Annotated in this window: 17 protein-coding genes; 6 read left to right on the forward strand and 11 right to left on the reverse strand. The window is 63.9% G+C overall.

Annotated elements, in window-relative coordinates; all coding sequences use genetic code 11:
* Positions 1-161 precede the first annotated feature (161 nt).
* The 5 genes from pnp to rbfA all read right to left on the reverse strand — a co-directional run bounded on the left by pnp (position 162) and on the right by rbfA (position 6,484).
* Positions 162-2,294, reverse strand: coding sequence for a polyribonucleotide nucleotidyltransferase (pnp, locus tag C8J33_RS11420; RefSeq protein ID WP_132664265.1), 2,133 nt, complete (start codon positions 2,292-2,294; stop codon positions 162-164).
* Between the two features lie 294 nt (positions 2,295-2,588).
* Positions 2,589-2,858 (reverse strand): 30S ribosomal protein S15, encoded by a 270-nt coding sequence (rpsO, locus tag C8J33_RS11425; protein ID WP_062595401.1) that lies wholly within the window; start codon positions 2,856-2,858, stop codon positions 2,589-2,591.
* A gap of 205 nt (positions 2,859-3,063) precedes the next feature.
* Positions 3,064-4,773 carry a sensor histidine kinase gene (locus C8J33_RS11430; RefSeq protein WP_132664266.1) on the reverse strand — a complete coding sequence of 570 codons (1,710 nt, stop codon included), beginning with the start codon at positions 4,771-4,773 and terminating at the stop codon, positions 3,064-3,066.
* Between the two features lie 282 nt (positions 4,774-5,055).
* On the reverse strand, positions 5,056-5,991 hold the full coding sequence (gene truB / locus C8J33_RS11435) for a tRNA pseudouridine(55) synthase TruB (protein ID WP_110727517.1): 936 nt from the start codon (positions 5,989-5,991) through the stop codon (positions 5,056-5,058).
* 79 nt (positions 5,992-6,070) lie between these two features.
* Positions 6,071-6,484: a 30S ribosome-binding factor RbfA gene (gene rbfA / locus C8J33_RS11440; protein ID WP_132445614.1), complete on the reverse strand. Its 414-nt coding sequence runs from the start codon at positions 6,482-6,484 to the stop codon at positions 6,071-6,073.
* 178 nt (positions 6,485-6,662) lie between these two features.
* Here rbfA and C8J33_RS11445 point away from each other — a divergent pair, with 178 nt between their 5' ends.
* The 3 genes from C8J33_RS11445 to C8J33_RS11455 all read left to right on the forward strand — a co-directional run bounded on the left by C8J33_RS11445 (position 6,663) and on the right by C8J33_RS11455 (position 8,781).
* Positions 6,663-7,403 (forward strand): type 1 glutamine amidotransferase, encoded by a 741-nt coding sequence (locus tag C8J33_RS11445; RefSeq protein ID WP_132664267.1) that lies wholly within the window; start codon positions 6,663-6,665, stop codon positions 7,401-7,403.
* A gap of 243 nt (positions 7,404-7,646) precedes the next feature.
* Entirely contained in the window at positions 7,647-8,312 is a 666-nt protein-coding gene (locus tag C8J33_RS11450; protein WP_132664543.1) for a pentapeptide repeat-containing protein, read from the forward strand.
* 10 nt (positions 8,313-8,322) lie between these two features.
* Positions 8,323-8,781 (forward strand): GFA family protein, encoded by a 459-nt coding sequence (locus tag C8J33_RS11455; protein ID WP_132664268.1) that lies wholly within the window; start codon positions 8,323-8,325, stop codon positions 8,779-8,781.
* A gap of 3 nt (positions 8,782-8,784) precedes the next feature.
* Here C8J33_RS11455 and C8J33_RS11460 read toward each other — a convergent pair whose 3' ends face one another.
* The 4 genes from C8J33_RS11460 to lepA all read right to left on the reverse strand — a co-directional run bounded on the left by C8J33_RS11460 (position 8,785) and on the right by lepA (position 11,916).
* On the reverse strand, positions 8,785-9,084 hold the full coding sequence (locus C8J33_RS11460; protein ID WP_132664269.1) for a CcdB family protein: 300 nt from the start codon (positions 9,082-9,084) through the stop codon (positions 8,785-8,787).
* Positions 9,084-9,314, reverse strand: a complete 231-nt coding sequence (locus C8J33_RS11465) for a type II toxin-antitoxin system CcdA family antitoxin (RefSeq protein WP_132664270.1) — start codon at positions 9,312-9,314, stop codon at positions 9,084-9,086. The genes C8J33_RS11460 and C8J33_RS11465 overlap by 1 nt, the downstream gene beginning before the upstream one ends.
* A gap of 249 nt (positions 9,315-9,563) precedes the next feature.
* A complete protein-coding gene (locus C8J33_RS27900; RefSeq protein WP_110800414.1) occupies positions 9,564-9,938 on the reverse strand; it encodes a YegP family protein in 375 nt (124 codons plus the stop codon).
* Positions 9,939-10,089: 151 nt separating this feature from the next.
* Entirely contained in the window at positions 10,090-11,916 is a 1,827-nt protein-coding gene (gene lepA / locus C8J33_RS11475; RefSeq protein WP_132664271.1) for a translation elongation factor 4, read from the reverse strand.
* 131 nt (positions 11,917-12,047) lie between these two features.
* Between lepA and C8J33_RS11480 the strand changes: the two genes are divergently transcribed.
* The 3 genes from C8J33_RS11480 to C8J33_RS11490 all read left to right on the forward strand — a co-directional run bounded on the left by C8J33_RS11480 (position 12,048) and on the right by C8J33_RS11490 (position 13,951).
* A complete protein-coding gene (locus C8J33_RS11480) occupies positions 12,048-12,647 on the forward strand; it encodes a helix-turn-helix domain-containing protein (protein ID WP_132664272.1) in 600 nt (199 codons plus the stop codon).
* A gap of 20 nt (positions 12,648-12,667) precedes the next feature.
* Positions 12,668-13,198, forward strand: a complete 531-nt coding sequence (locus tag C8J33_RS11485; RefSeq protein WP_132664544.1) for a GNAT family N-acetyltransferase — start codon at positions 12,668-12,670, stop codon at positions 13,196-13,198.
* A gap of 87 nt (positions 13,199-13,285) precedes the next feature.
* Complete coding sequence (locus C8J33_RS11490; RefSeq protein WP_110733162.1) at positions 13,286-13,951, forward strand: OmpA family protein; 666 nt, start codon at positions 13,286-13,288, stop codon at positions 13,949-13,951.
* Positions 13,952-14,010: 59 nt separating this feature from the next.
* Here the strand turns inward: C8J33_RS11490 and C8J33_RS11495 are convergent, their stop codons facing one another.
* Positions 14,011-15,075: a lysine-2,3-aminomutase-like protein gene (locus C8J33_RS11495; protein ID WP_132664273.1), complete on the reverse strand. Its 1,065-nt coding sequence runs from the start codon at positions 15,073-15,075 to the stop codon at positions 14,011-14,013.
* On the reverse strand, positions 15,072-16,136 hold the full coding sequence (epmA, locus tag C8J33_RS11500; RefSeq protein ID WP_132664274.1) for an EF-P lysine aminoacylase EpmA: 1,065 nt from the start codon (positions 16,134-16,136) through the stop codon (positions 15,072-15,074). Before epmA ends, C8J33_RS11495 begins: the two co-directional genes overlap by 4 nt.
* Positions 16,137-16,161 lie beyond the last annotated feature (25 nt).

Below are 16,161 nucleotides of genomic sequence, written 5' to 3' on the forward strand. Positions count from 1 at the left end.
CCTCTTCGGCGGCCTCTTGCGGCTGCCCGTCATGCCGTGTCCCTTGCGAAACCGGCGGTGTTCGTCCCGACGCTGCCTCGTGGCAGCGTGCCTGATCATGCAAGAAGGGCGCGGAGCGATCAACGCCCCGCGCCCTTCCTGTCTAAGTTCGGCGGTTCGCCTTACTCGGCGGCTTCGCCACCCTTTTCGCTGACTTCCTTGCCGGTGGCCTGATCGACGACCTTCATGGACAGGCGGACCTTGCCGCGCTCGTCGAAGCCCATCAGCTTGACCCAGACCTTGTCGCCTTCCTTGACGACGTCGGAGGTCTTGGCGACGCGGTCGGACGCCAGCTGCGAGATGTGCACGAGGCCGTCACGCGGGCCGAAGAAGTTGACGAAGGCGCCGAAATCGGCGGTCTTCACAACGGTGCCTTCGTAGATCTGGCCGACTTCCGGTTCTGCAACGATCGAGTGGATCCACTTGCGGGCCGCTTCGATTTCCTTGCCGGAAGACGATGCGATCTTGATCGTGCCGTCGTCCTCGATGTTGACCTTGGCGCCGGTCTTCTCAACGATTTCGCGGATGACCTTGCCGCCGGAGCCGATGACTTCCCGGATCTTGTCGACCGGGATCTGCATGACTTCGATGCGCGGTGCGAATTCACCGAGCTGGCTGCGGCCTTCGGTGATGGCGTTGGCCATTTCCTGCAGGATGTGCTTGCGGCCACCCTGTGCCTGGCTGAGCGCGACCTTCATGATCTCTTCGGTGATACCAGCGATCTTGATGTCCATCTGCAGCGAGGTGATGCCGGCGTCCGTGCCTGCAACCTTGAAGTCCATGTCGCCGAGGTGGTCTTCGTCACCCAGGATGTCGGAGAGAACCGCAAAGCGCTCGCCTTCGAGGATCAGGCCCATGGCGATGCCGGCAACCGGCTTGGCCAGGGGAACGCCTGCATCCATCAGCGCCAGCGAGGTGCCGCAAACGGTTGCCATCGAGGACGAGCCGTTCGACTCAGTGATCTCGGAGACGACGCGCAGCGTGTAGGGGAACTGGTCCGGGCTCGGGAGCATCGGACGGATGGCGCGCCATGCGAGCTTGCCGTGGCCGATTTCGCGGCGGCCCGGGGAGCCCATGCGACCGGTTTCGCCGACCGAGTAGGGCGGGAAGTTGTAATGGAGCAGGAAGCGCTCCTTGTACATGCCCGTCAGGCTGTCGACGTACTGTTCGTCTTCGCCGGTGCCGAGCGTGGCGACGACGATCGCCTGCGTTTCGCCACGGGTGAAGAGGGCCGAGCCGTGGGTGCGCGGCAGGATGCCGACTTCCGAGACGATCTTGCGGACCGTTTCGAGATCGCGGCCGTCGATACGGCTCTTGGTGTCGAGGATGTTCCAGCGAACGATCTTGGCCTGCAGGTGCTTGAAGACGGCACCGATGACTTCGTTCGTGTACTTGGGCTCAGCGCCTTCCGGGAAGAAGTGTGCCTTCACCTTGGCCTTGACGGCGTCGACAGCTGCATAGCGCTCTGCCTTCTGGGTGTTCTTGTAGGCGGTGCGCAGCTCGGCTTCGAAATGCTGAAGCATTTCGGCTTCGAGGGCGGAATGATCTTCCGGCGTGAAATCGCGCGGCTCCTTGGCAGCGACTTCGGCGAGCTTGATGATCGCGTCGATCACCGGCTGGAAGCCCTTGTGGCCGAACATGACGGCGCCGAGCATGATCTCTTCGTTCAGTTCCTTGGCTTCGGACTCGACCATCAGGACGGCGTCCTGCGTGCCGGCGACGACGAGGTCGAGAACCGATTCGTCCATCTCGTCGAGATGCGGGTTCAGGACGTATTCGCCGTTGATGTAGCCGACGCGCGCGCCGCCGACCGGGCCCATGAAGGGGATGCCGGAGAGCGTCAGCGCAGCGGAGGCTGCAACCATCGACAGCACGTCCGGATCGTTCTCAAGGTCGTGCTGGACGACGGTGACGACGACCTGGGTGTCGTTCTTGTAGCCTTCCGGGAAGAGCGGGCGGATCGGACGGTCGATCAGGCGGGAAACCAGCGTTTCCTTTTCGCTTGGGCGACCTTCGCGCTTGAAGTAGCCACCCGGGATCTTGCCGGCGGCATAGGTCTTTTCCTGGTAGTTGACGGTCAGCGGGAAGAAGTCCTGGCCGGGCTTGGGCGACTTGGCCGAAACGACGGTGGCGAGAACGACGGTTTCGCCGTAGGTGGCGAGAACGGCGCCGTCAGCCTGGCGGGCGATCTTGCCCGTTTCAAGCTTCAGCGGGCGGCCTGCCCATTCGATTTCGACGCTATGGGTATCGAACATATCTTGTCCTAACATTTGTGCGGCAAGGCCGCGCCGCAGGCCTTTGTAAAGAACGGCGCGGGCGGCCCTGCATGGTCGACGCATCACGGGCAAGACAACGGGAGGCTTCCGGGTTCACGAAGCCTGAAGAGGCTCCGAAGCATCCTGCAATCCTGCCCCATGACAGGTCATCTGTTGCTCTGCAGTCCGGCACGTCCGGCCTGCTCGTGGACTTTCAGTCGAGATGCGGAAACCGCATCCGTAAAAAGAGGCCGGCGGGCGAGCGTCTGAAGACGCCGCCCGCCGGGAACGATCTTAACGGCGGATGCCGAGGGAAGTGATCAGCTTGGTGTAGCGGGCCTCTTCCTTCTTCTTGAGGTAGTCAAGAAGCGAACGACGGCTCGAAACCATGGCAAGAAGGCCACGACGCGAGTGGTTGTCCTTCTTGTGGCCCTTGAAGTGTTCGGTCAGGTTGTTGATCCGCTCGGTCAGGATGGCCACCTGGACTTCCGGAGAACCGGTGTCGCCTTCGACGGTTGCGTATTCCTTGATCAGCTGGGTCTTGCGTTCTGCAGTGATCGACATCGTGTGATCCTTTCGATTTTAAGGATTGCGGGTCGCCGGCAGCCGGGATGTCGTCTAGCTGCGGCCTTGAAGGCAGAAGGAGACAGGCACGTTAAAGCCCATCCTTATGCTGGCGGTGCCTATAAAGCATTCGTGACAGAAAGGAAAGAGCCGCATTCCCGAGGACAGCCGGCCCAAGGCGAGCCGGGCAGGGCGTGCCCCTGCCCTACCCTGCCGCCGCGCCCGTCCCGCCGTCGGGTGCGGGCGTGTTCAGCCGGGCGCTGTCGATCTCCACCTGCCACTCGATACCGTCCTCGTGCATCAGCCGCTGCAGCCGCGCGTCGAGCGACATGCCGAGCATGCGCTCCAGCACGAGCGTGCCGAAGCCCTTGCGGCCGGGCGCCCGCATCTCCGGCGTCAGGTCGGCGCGGCTCTCGCGCCAGACGAGGCGGAACGTCCCCTCGTCGAGGGTCCAGGAGAGATCGACCCGGCCGTTCGCATTGGCGAGTGCGCCGTATTTGGTGGCGTTGGTGGCGAGCTCGTGCAGCGCCATGCCCAGCGTCTGCGACACCTGCGTATCGAGCCGCACCGGCGGGCCGGAGATGTGGAAGCGATCGCCATCATCGGGGATGAAGGGCTGCAGCTGGTTATGCGCCAGCTCGTCCATGTCGATGCCCTGCGCCGCATTCGCGATCATCAGGTCCGTGGAACGTGCAAGGCCGGCGACCCGGCGGCGGAAGCTTTCCACGAAATCCTGCCGGCTTTCCGGCGATGCGCCGGACTGGCTGGGCATGGACTGGCTGAGCATGGACTGGATGACGCTCAGCTGGTTCTTGGAACGGTGCGCCACCTCGCGCATCAGGAAGCGGATTTCCGCCTCGGCCCGCACCCGCTCTTCCGCGGCTTCCGAAAGGGCAGTCGAGACGATGGCCACCTCCTCCACCATATGAGGGCGCAAGACAACCGGCTTGCCCTGCCCGAGCCGGCGGGCATCGTCCGCCAGCAGGCGCACGCCCCGGCTCATCATGCGCGCGATGGCGAGCGAAATGCCAAGAGCGATGGCGGCGAACACCAGCGCACCGCCCGCCAGCCACGCATAGGAGCGACGCGCGGCCGCTTCGACATCGGAGGCTTTGGCCCAGGCGACGATCTTCCAGCCGCTGAGCACGGAGAACTCCGTGACGGTGCGGTAGCGGGTGCCACCCTCGTCCGCTTCGCCCACGCCGACACGCAAGGAAGGCACGATGGACATGAAGAACGGCTTGCCGGGTTCGACCTTCGGGTCCGATGCGGCCACGACATCGCCGGCACCGTCGATGATCGCGGCGTTCCAGCCCGGCGACAGCACATCACGACCGATCGAGCGCTCCAGCGACACCGCATCGCGCGTCAGGGTCATCAGATAGTCCCCATGCCGGTTGGCCGACAAGACGGGGAGGTAGACGTTGAACACCCACGTCTGCGCCGTGCGCCCGAAGAACACCGTGGAGACCAGAGGTGCGCCGCTTCGAAATGCCTGATCGACGGAGACCGGATCCGACGCCCGGCCGAGCGGCTGGCCCAGGGGAATGCGCGTATTGACCAGCTGCTGGTAACTGCGGTCGATGATCAGAAGGTTCATGCCCGTGCCGGCAAGTGCCGAGGAGGCGCGCTGGTAGAAGACGCCGAGATCTTCGTTTTCCAGCGTCCGTGACGAGGCGAGCACGCGCAGCGTCGTGAGCATGCCGTCCACCTCGCGCTCCACGGCCCGCGTCACCGAGCCGGTCGAGGCTTTCAGAAGCGCTGTGACCACACGCTCCTGATCGTCCATGCTACGTTTCAGCACCACCATGGAAAAGAGGAAGGACGGAATGATCGCCACCAGCAGCAAGGCGGCAAGGTAGAACGCCAGAGGCCGGCGCAGGCGTTTGCGCAGGCCGGAAAGCCTGCTGATCATTCGTTGGCGCAAGCCTCTGTTCAGCCCAACACCCAAGATCCCTCGCCCCCGCAGCGCCGCGCGTCCGTCTGGACACGCTGGAGGCGCTGCCTTTCGACCCCGTCCCGGACGATCAACGCCGGCTCGCTCCCTCGACCGGAACAGATTTCGTCCGGCCGAAAAGGCCGACGCCCCGAATCACGGCAATAGACCACGCCCGGACCCTGTTTGAAAGGACACGGGTTCGTGTGCGCGCAAGTGAACGGCTTGCCCAGTCAGCGGGGCCCAGTCAGCGAGGCTAGATCAGTCCGTGTTGAAGACGCGCTTCGGGCGGAATTCGCCTTCGCCGATCTCGCCGATGGCAACCAGCCGGCCGCGAACGGTGGCATAGGCCTCGTCTTCGGCCAGCGGCGCATCGCGACCGCGCAGGATGATCGGGTTGCCCATGCGGATGCGGTGCGCCTGATCCTCGGTGATGGCGATATGCGGCAGGTTCGACAGGGCCTCGCCCGTATCGATCAGAAACGCATCGAGCGCCGCCAGCCGGTCCTCGTCGCTCTCGATGGATTCGAGCGCCGTCAGTTGCGACAGCGGCACCATCTTGTCCTCGGCAAAAGGCGCGACGAAGGAGCGGCGCAGCGAGGCGATATGGCCGAAGCAGCCGAGATCGCGACCGAAATCGCGGGCGAGCGAGCGGACATAGGTGCCCTTGCCGCACTCGATCTCGAAATGTGCCAGATGGGGCGTGCAGCCGAGCAGCGACAGGCGGAAGATCTCGACCTCGCGCGGGGGAATGTCGAGCACCTCGCCGCCACGCGCCAGATCGTAGGCGCGTTCGCCGGCGATCTTGATGGCGGAAAATTGCGGGGGGACCTGCTCGATGACGCCGGTATAGTTCGGCAGGAGGGCGCGGACGTCCTCCTCGCTCGGGCGCTCGTCGGAAGACTGGACAACAGCGCCTTCCAGGTCGTCGGTCGTGCGCTCCTCGCCCCAGGCGACGGTGAATTCGTAGATCTTGCGCCCGTCCATCACGTAAGGAACGGTCTTCGTGGCATCGCCCAGCGCGATCGGCAGCATGCCGGAGGCCAGCGGATCGAGCGTGCCGGCATGGCCGGCCTTCTGGGCCTTGAAGAGCCACTTGATCTTGGAGACGGCTTCCGTCGATCCGAAATCCAGCGGCTTGTCGAGGATCAGCCAGCCGGAGACCGGCCGCCCTTTTGGTTTGCGCGGTTTACCCATCGTCTTGTCGTTCCAATGTTCGTGTCGGTTTTGTCGAACCTCAGGGGTTCGCTTCACTGTGCAGGCTCGTCCTGCCGCCCTAGCGGTCTTCGGCCTCGTCGTCGCTCGGGCCAAGGTCGCGGGCGACATCGGGCGAACGCAGGAGGTCATCGATCTTCTTGTAGTTGTCGAAGCTCGTATCGTCCTCGAAGCGCACTTCCGGCATGTACTTCATCTGGCGCAGATGCGGCGACAGGCGGCCCCGCAGGAATTTGGCATGCCGGTTCAGCGCTTCAACGATGCCGGCATGATCGGCGACGCCGAGCGGCGTCACATAGGCCGTGGCCACCTTGAGGTCGGTCGACATGCGGACTTCCGAGATCGATATAACAGTGCTTTCGATCAGCGCATCGCGCACCTCTCCCCGCTGCAGAACCTGAACCAGGGCTGCGCGGACTTGTTCGCCGACCCGCAGCATGCGCTGGGTGCGGCCCGAAGAGGTGGATTTGGCCATGGTGTATCCAATATCGAGCGCCGATCTCGGCGCGATTGAGGCGGTGCAATGCCTCTTTCGCGGCTGAAGGTCAAGGCTCGGCACGCAAAAGTCCCGCAAATGCGGGCTTGCACCACCCTCTTGAACGTATCCGCCGCGCATGATCTCTATCCGGTAACCCCAAGCCTGCGGAGCTGCCATGCACGTCCTCGTCGTCGAAAACATGCCTCATTCGGATCTCGGTCTTGTCGGTATCGCGCTCGCGGAAGCGGGCGCGCGTCTCGATATCCGCAAGGCCTATGCCGGCGATGGCCTGCCGGCAGAGCCGGAGCCTTACGATGCCCTGGTGGTGCTGGGCGGGGAGCAGAGCGCGCGCGACGATGCGCTTCATCCCTATCTGCCGACGCTTTGCCATCTGATGCGCCGTTTCACGGAAATGGATCGGGCGGTGCTCGGCATCTGCCTTGGCAGCCAGCTTCTCGCCCGGGCGCATGGCGGCGACAATCGTCTCGGCGCAGCGCGCGAGTTTGGCTGGCAGGAGATAGGGCTGACGGCGGCGGGACAGGCGGACCCGGTTCTGTCTGCGGCCGGCCCACGCTTTCCGGCCTTCGAGTGGCATTCCGACACCTTCACCCTGCCGCAGGCAGCGGAGGTTCTGGCGGGCAACGACGCGGTTCCGCTACAAGCCTTCCGCATCGGCCGGGCGAGCTACGGGATTCAGTTCCACTTCGAGGCCGGAACGGCCGTCATCGCCAGATGGAAGAAGATCTACAAGGACCAGATCGACCGGATCGATCCCGACTGGCTGTCCCGCTCCGCAGATCTCGAAGCGCAGCACGGTGCCGCGTCGGACACGGCGGGCCTGGCGCTCGCACGCGCCTGGGTCCGCAGGATCGTTGTAGCGCAGGATAGGGCGGCAGCACGGGTGGATGCGGCTTGAGGCGCCCGGTCATCGAGCGTTTGTCAGCGGTGACGAAACCCGGCTTCACCATTGCAGCCTAGGTTTCTTCCACCTATGTTCGTCATCATGAACAGGTGGAGGACACGCCGGTTTCCGGCGTGCAATGCAATGATGACGAACCACACCGGCCGGGCCCAGACCCCTTCCTATCGTGACCGGGTTACCGCCCGCGTCAAGGCCGCCCGACATGCCAGCGTGCCGCTCGCAGGCCTGTTCGCCGGCATGATCCTCGCCAGCCTTTATGGTGCATCCGGCCCGGTGGCGGCTGCGGATTGCGAGGCGACGCCCAATGCCGGGATCGATTGGAGCGGCTGCAGCAAGGCCAACCTGATGCTGCCCTCCAGCACCCTGACCAAGGCAGTTCTCTCAGGCGCCAACCTGTCGGCCACCGATCTCGGGAGCTCGGATCTGACCGAGGCGAACCTTGAAAAGGCCACGCTGATCCGCGCGTCGCTGAGCGGCGCCACGGCCGAGAAGGCGAATTTCTCGCGGATCGAAGCCTATCGCTCCAATTTTTCCGGCATCAAGGCGGCCGGGGCGTCCTTCGCCGGTGCCGAATTGCAGCGCACCAACCTGACGGAAGCGGACCTGACCGGGGCGGATTTCAGTAAGGCTGAGCTTTCCAGGGTCAACTTCTCGAAATCGACCATTACCGGCACACGCTTCTCGCTGGCGAACCTTGCCCGCGCCAAGCTGACCGGTGCGACATTCAAGGGCCCCATCGCATTCGACGAGGCGTTCCTGTTCCTTACCCGCGTCGAGGGGCTGGACCTGTCGGCGGCGACCGGCCTGAAACAGGAACAGATCGCACTCGCCTGCGGCGATGGGCAGACGAAACTTCCGACCGGACTGACGCCGCCACCGAACTGGCCCTGCAAGCACGATTGAGGAAATTGGAATGGCGGTTTCACCATCCCTGCCTCTGACGGGCGCCTGCCGTTGTGGCAAAGTCCGCCTGCGCATCACGGCCGAGCCGATCCTGACCATGGCGTGTCATTGTACCGGATGCCAGAAAATGACATCGGGGCCTTATTCCCTCAGCGTGGCCGTTCCGGCGACAGGCTTTTCCGTCACGCAGGGCGAGCCGGTGATCGGCGGTCTCCATGGCGAGATGCTGCATCACTTCTGCTGCCCGCATTGCATGAGCTGGATGTTCACGCGGATCGAGGGCATGCCGGATATGGTGAATGTCCGCGCGACCATGCTGGACGATATTGCCTGGTATCGCCCGTTCATCGAGACCTATACCTGCGAGAAACTTGGCTTCGCCGAAACGGGTGCCGCCCACAGCTACGAGCGTTTCCCGCCGATGGAGGATTTCGCCGGGCTGATCTCTGCCTATCATGCCGCAGCGTGACGATCAGAAGCCCTGAAAGAGGAAGTCGAGAGCGGCTGTGATCTCGTCGGAACGGGAGGACAGGTTCGCAACCTCACGCCCGATGTCTCGCTGATCCACAGCCGACATCCTTTGCGTTGCCATGGAATAGGTTTGCCCGTCGATCACAAAGCGAGGGTTCAAGCGACTGAACGCCCAGGTCATCGTTGTCAGTGGATAGAGCGGCGCCATGACCCGTGTCGGCAAAAGCTCCACGAGATCCGCCTGCAGATCCAGCGCGAAAATCTCAGAAGACTTCAGTTCATAGACACGGAAGCGTGCCATCAGAATTGGCGATACTTCGCCAACGGCAGACCGTGCGTTTCGATATACGCTCTCTCGGCTCGGAAAGCCTCGGCGTTCTCAATCAACCAAAGACGCTCCCGCTCCGCCTTGACCGCCTTGGCGACGCCGTCGGCTGCTGCGCTCGATATATCGATGTTCAGCTCCAGCGCGTCAGCGACGAGTTTGTCGTCGAGCGAGACGTCGGGCCGTATCCGGGCTCTTTGCGACATGCGAGTATCCTCGATGGGAAACCCTGACGCGTCCTGCCGATCGTTTTGCAAAGCTGCAGGCCGCTTCCGGGCGGGAGACATCAGGATAGACCATCCCGCCCAGAAGAAAAGAGGCTCGGCTATTCGTCGCTCATCTTCAGGGCGGCGATGAAGGCATCCTGCGGGATGTCAACCTTGCCAGCCTTGAGCTTGTCGAGCATCTTGCGGCTGGCGTTGCCGCAGGACCAACGAGGCTGGATAACCTGCGGTTCAAACCGTGACCGTCTCGTCCTCGACGGGTGCGCCCGGCGCGTTTTTCTTGACGGAGTCGATGCAGTTCTTGGCGCTTGCCTTCGAGGCGTAGGCCTCGGACTGCACCATGGGCTCGCCGTTTGCCGCCTTGAAGCGGACGAAGTGTTCGCCACCCTTGTTCTCGACGATTTCGAAACGATACCCGGAGCCGGTTTCATCCTTGGTCAGATCGACCGTTGACGCGCCCGGGGCATTCGTCTTGATGGAGTCGATGCAGTTCTTGGCGCTGGCTTTGGAAGCGTAGTTCTCAGACCAGACCATAACTTCCGCATTGTAGAGGAACTGAACGCGGAACTGGCCGCTGGCTGCTTTCAGGATCTTGAACTTATGCATGTCATGTCCCCCCTTCGGTCACGGCCGGGCACCGTCCGCCTTCAGCGAGATCTACAACAAAATTCACTTTTCCGAAATGCCGATGAGAAAAACGACATCGTCCGATGCGCCGCTGATACGCCGGCAACGCACTGGACGACGTCTCGAGTCTCTATTCGTCGCTCATCTTCAGGGCGGCGATGAAGGCTTCCTGCGGGATATCGACCTTGCCGAACTGGCGCATGCGCTTCTTGCCGGCCTTCTGCTTGTCGAGCAGCTTGCGCTTGCGGCTGGCGTCGCCGCCGTAGCACTTGGCCGTCACGTCCTTGCGCATGGCCGAGATCGTCTCGCGCGCGATGACGTTGCCGCCGATGGCCGCCTGGATCGGGATCTTGAACATGTGCCGCGGGATCAGGTCCTTCAGCTTCTCGCACATGTCGCGTCCGCGCTTTTCGGCGGCCGAGCGGTGCACGAGCATCGAGAGCGCATCGACCGGCTCGCCATTGACCATGATCGACATCTTCACGAGGTTGCCCTCCTTGTAGCCGTCGAGATGGTAGTCGAACGAGGCATAGCCCTTGGAGATCGACTTCAGCCGGTCGTAGAAGTCGAACACGACTTCGTTGAGCGGCAGCTCATAGGTGAGCATGGCGCGCTTGCCGACATATGTGAGTTCCGTCTGCACGCCACGCCGGTCCTGGCAGAGCTTCAGAATGCCGCCGAGATAATCGTCGGGCGTGAGGATCGTCGCCTTGATCCACGGTTCGTGGATTTCGGAAATCCGCACCGGATCCGGCATGTCGGCCGGGTTGTGCAGCTCTTTCTCGGAGCCATCCGTCATGGTCAGCTTGTAGACCACCGAGGGAGCCGTTGCGATCAGGTCGAGGTCGAACTCGCGCTCGAGGCGTTCCTGAATGATTTCGAGATGCAGCAGGCCGAGGAAGCCGCAGCGGAAGCCGAAACCGAGCGCGGCCGAGCTTTCCATTTCGAAGGAGAAGGACGCATCGTTGAGGCGCAGCTTGCCCATGGCCGAGCGCAGATCCTCGAAATCGGCGGCATCGACCGGGAAGAGGCCGCAGAACACGACCGGCTGGGCCGGCTTGAAGCCCGGCAGCGCCTGCGCCGTCGGCTTCTTATCCTCGGTGATCGTATCGCCGACACGGGTGTCGGCCACTTCCTTGATGGAGCCGGTGAAGAAGCCGATCTCGCCCGGGCCGAGGCTATCGACGGCCAGCATCTTCGGCGTGAGCACGCCGACGCGCTCCACCTGGTACTTCGCGTCCGTGCCCATCATGCGGATCGTCTGACCCTTGGTGAGCACGCCGTCGATGACGCGCACGAGCACCATGACGCCGAGATAGGTGTCGTACCAGCTATCGACCAGCAGCGCCTTCAGGGGCGCCTTTTCGCCGCCCGGGCTTTTCGGCGCAGGCAGCTGGTGGACGATGGCTTCGAGAACGTCGGGAATCCCGAGGCCGGTCTTGGCCGAAATCAGCACCGCCTGGCTCGCATCGATGCCGATGACCTCTTCGATCTGCTCGCGGATGCGGTCGGGCTCGGCCGCCGGCAGGTCGATCTTGTTGAGGACCGTGACGATCTCGTGGTTGTTGTCGATCGCCTGATAGACGTTGGCCAGCGTCTGCGCCTCGACGCCCTGGCTGGCATCCACTACCAGCAGCGAGCCTTCGCAGGCCGACAGCGAGCGGGAGACTTCATAGGCGAAGTCGACGTGGCCGGGGGTGTCGATCAGGTTCAGGATATAGGTTTCGCCATTGTTGGCCTTGTAGTGCAGACGCACCGTCTGGGCCTTGATGGTGATGCCGCGCTCGCGCTCGATATCCATCGAGTCCAGCACCTGCTCGGACATGTCGCGCTCGGCAAGGCCGCCCGTCGACTGGATCAACCGGTCGGCAAGCGTCGACTTGCCATGGTCGATGTGGGCGACGATGGAGAAGTTGCGGATATGATCCAGCGGCGTCTTGGAGGATGGTGTGCTCATGCGCCCGCATATAGCAGCGCTCCCGACGCCCGCAAAGCGGGAAATGCAGGGCGTTCAGCTTTCGGATACCATAAGGTCCGACCGCTTCGGCGTCGCTTGACTCCATTATAGAAGATTGCAATTCTTTTTTAATGGAATCAGACATCACCCCGTCCGACGCGGATATCGGCGAGAGACTCCGATCGCTGCGCCAAAACCAAGCAATCACGCTCGATGCGCTGGCGCAGCGTGCCAGCGTCAGCCGCGCCATGATCTCGCGGATCGAGCGCGGCGAGGCCAATCCGACCGCGCAGCTTCTGGCGCGCCTCTGCCACGCGCTCGGCACGACCCTGTCGCGGTTCTTCGCCGACGATGCGCCACGGACAAGCCCTTTGCGGCGGGCGGAGGACCAGCATGTCTGGCGGGATCCGGAGACCGGCTATATCCGGCGGGCCGTGTCGCCGGAAGCCACCGGGTCGCCGGTCGATATCGTCGATGTCAACTTCCCCCCGGGCGGGCGGGTCGTGTTCGAGCCGCAGGCGTTCGACAGCGGCACGACGCAGCATCTCTGGCTGCTCGAGGGCCGCATGACGATGACGGCGGGCGACGAGACCTACCATCTCCACCCCGGCGACTGCCTGTTCATGCGGCTGAGCGAGATGATTGTGTTCTCGAACCCCCATGCAGACATGGCCCGCTACACCATCATCCTCCATCGCGGTCATCCGCAAACCAGCAAGGGACGCCCATGACGATGGCCGTGAACACCACATTGCCGGCGATTCGCCGCCTGACCGGCGAGGAAACCCGCACAGCGATTTCAGCACTTTCGGCGATCCTGATCGACTGCATTGACGGCGGCGCATCGGTCGGCTTTCTCTCGCCGTTCGGCGATGAGGATGCGGCGACCTACTGGACCGGCGTCGCGGATGCCGTGACATCAGGACACACCGTGCTGCTGGTGGCGGAAGCCGATGGCGAGATCTTGGGAACCGTGCAGCTCGGCATCGGATTGCCGCCGAACCAGCCGCACCGGGCCGACCTGAAGAAGCTTCTCGTCCACCGGCGCGGTCGCGGCCGGGGACTTGCGCGCCTGCTGATGACGGCAGCGGAGAGCCAGTCGCTGGCGCTCGGGCGGCATCTTCTCGTGCTGGATACGGCAACCGGCAGTCCGGCCGAGGCGATCTATGCCCGGCTCGGCTGGAGCCGTGCCGGTGTCATTCCGGATTATGCGCTTTTTCCGGATGGGAGCTTCTGCGGCTCGACGTTCTTCTACAAGTCGCTCACCCCATCCGACACCTGAGCGCATCCGGCCGAAACCCGATTTCCATCATAAGGCCGCAATCAATGCTATGAGAAACAGGGAGCAATTTTGGGGACCCTTGATTCGATGATGAAGAAACTCGCCATCGTGGCCGTCTCGGCCATCTACCTTTCCGGCTGCACGACGACCGACCCGTATACGGGCGAACAGAAGATGTCGAACACGGCAGGCGGCGCACTGATCGGTGCCGGCCTCGGTGCCGCAACCGGCCTTCTCGTCGGCGGCAGTGCCCGCGGACGGCGTGATTCCGCGCTGGTCGGCGCCGGCATCGGCGCGCTCGGCGGTGGCCTCATCGGCAACTACATGGACAGCCAGGAAAACGAGCTGCGTGCGCAGCTTCAGGGCACCGGCGTCTCCGTCACCCGCCAGGGCGACCGCATCATCCTGAACATGCCGTCGAACATCACGTTCGCGACCGACCAGGATCAGGTCATGCCCGGCTTCTACTCGACGCTGAACTCGGTGGCGATCGTGCTGCGCAAGTTCAACAAGACGCTCGTCGATGTCGATGGCCACACGGACTCCACCGGCAGCGCCGGCCACAATCAGGCCTTGTCGGAACGCCGCGCCGCCTCCGTCGCCAATTATTTGGGGTCGCAGGGCGTGGACCAGCGCCGCATGTCGGCCATGGGCTATGGCGCCGAACGTCCTGTCGCATCCAACTCCAGCGAAGCCGGCCGCGCCCAGAACCGTCGCGTGGAAATCTCCATCGCGCCGATCAAGGAACAGTAAGCGTCCTTTTCCCTCGGGAACGACGAGAGCCGGTGCCGAAAGGCGCCGGCTTTTCTCGTTCAGCGGGGTGGATAATCGTGAATGCCGCCGCGGAAATCCTCGACCCTGTGGCCCTGATCGGTCCGCTCGATACTGGGGGCTGCAATGACCGCTTTGCCATGCCCCCCGGGGATGTCGAGCACGTAGGTCGGCTGGCAGAGGCCGGAAATCGTGCCGCGCAGGGCGGCGACCAGCGCCTGCCCTTCCTCCACCGACAGGCGGAAATGGGCCGTTCCCGGCGCAAGGTCGGGGTGGTGCAGGTAATAGGGCTTGATGCGCGTCTCTACGAACGCCCGCATCAGGGCCGACAGCGTAGCGACATCGTTGTTCACGCCCTTCAGCAGCACCGTCTGGCTGATCATGACGATGCCGGCATCCACCAGCCGGGCGCAGGCGTCGCGTGCCTCCGGCGTCAGCTCCCGCGGATGGTTGGCATGCAGCGCGACATAGACCGTCTTGAGGCTCGCCCTGAGGGCGGCGATCAGCGCCGCATCGATCCGCGAGGGATCGACGGCGGGAACGCGGCTGTGCAGACGGACGATCTTCACATGGTCGATGGCAGCGAGCCGCCCCATGATGTCGGCGAGCCTTCGGGGCGAGAGCACCAGCGGATCGCCACCGGTCAGAATGACCTCCCAGATCTCGGCATGGTTGGCGATATAGGCGATCGCCGCATCCAGCGCGTCCGCCGTTAGCGTGCCCAGCCCGTCCGGGCCGACCATCTCGCGGCGGAAGCAGAAGCGGCAATAGACCGGACACACATGCACGACCTTCAGCAGCACCCGATCCGGATAGCGATGGACGATGCCTTCGACAGGACTATGGGCGGCATCGCCGATCGGATCGGCACGCTCCTCGGGCCTGTGGTCGAGTTCGGCGATATCGGGAATGAACTGGAGCGCGATCGGATCGCGGGGATCATCGGGATCGATGAGCGCCGCCATGGCCGGCGTGACGGCGACGGCATAGCGGCGCGCGACCGCCTCGACATCGCCGGCCTGCTCGCCCAAGAGCCCGGCATCGCGCAGTTGAGAGATGCTTTTCAGCGCCACACTGCTCCCCGGGCCTGCCCTCGGACCGCTCATCGTCCCGCTTCCGTGCCTGCCACCGGCGCCCAGAGCACCTGCTCGATCCGGGATGCGTCCGTCGCCAGCATCACGAGACGGTCGAAACCCAGCGCGCTGCCGCTCGCTTCCGGCATGATCGCAAGGGCTGCGAGAAAATCCTCGTCCAGCGGATAGCGCTCGCCATAGATGCGGCTCTTCTCCGCCATCTCCAGCTCGAACCGCCGCCGCTGCTCGCCGGCGTCCGTCAGTTCGCCGAAGGCATTGGCCAGCTCGACGCCGCAGGCATAGAGCTCGAACCGCTCCGCCACGCGCGCATCTCCAGGCGACGGGCGGGCAAGTGCGGCCTCGGCCACTGGATACTCCATAAGGATCGTCGCCCGGCCAAGGCCCAGATGCGGCTCGATCTTCTCCACGAGAACCCGGCTGAAAAGGTCGGACCAGCTGTCATCCCCCGCCATCCTTATCCCGGCGCTGCCGACGGCCGCAGCCAGCGCATCGCGGTCCGTCTCGCCCGTAGGGCCGACCGTCGCGAGGAGATCGATGCCTGCATATCGGGTAAAGGCGTCCGCCAGCGTCAGGCGCTTGGGCTCAAGCGCGGGATCGCAGAACCGGCCGCGATGCCCGAGCATCCGCGTTCCCGCAGCCTCCGTCGCGCGCATCAGAATCTCGTGGCAATCCGTCATCAGCGACTGGTAGGTCTCGCCGGCGCGGTACCATTCGAGCATGGTGAATTCTGGATGGTGCAGCGGCCCGCGCTCGCGATTGCGGTAGACCGGCGCGAAGCAGGCGATGCGCTGTTCGCCCGCCGCCAGCAGCTTCTTGCAGGCGAACTCCGGCGAGGTGTGGAGATAGAGCGGCGTCCGCGTGCCGTCAGGATCGATCGCGGCCGTCTCGAAGGCATGGAGATGGGCTTCGTTGCCGGGCGAGACCTGAAGAGCGGACGTCTCCACCTCGATGAAATCCTCGCGCGCGAGATAATCGCGCAGCGCCGCCTTGATCCGGTTTCGGGCCAGCAGAAAGGGACGGCGGTCGGCGTGAACATGCTGGGTCCACCAGGGGGAGGCTGCGGCTGGCGTCATGGCAGGGTCGGTCACTCGTTCGATG

The sequence above is a fragment of the Rhizobium sp. PP-CC-3G-465 genome (assembly GCF_004343445.1).
In the GTDB taxonomy this organism is placed as follows: Bacteria; Pseudomonadota; Alphaproteobacteria; order Rhizobiales; family Rhizobiaceae; genus Ferranicluibacter; species Ferranicluibacter rubi.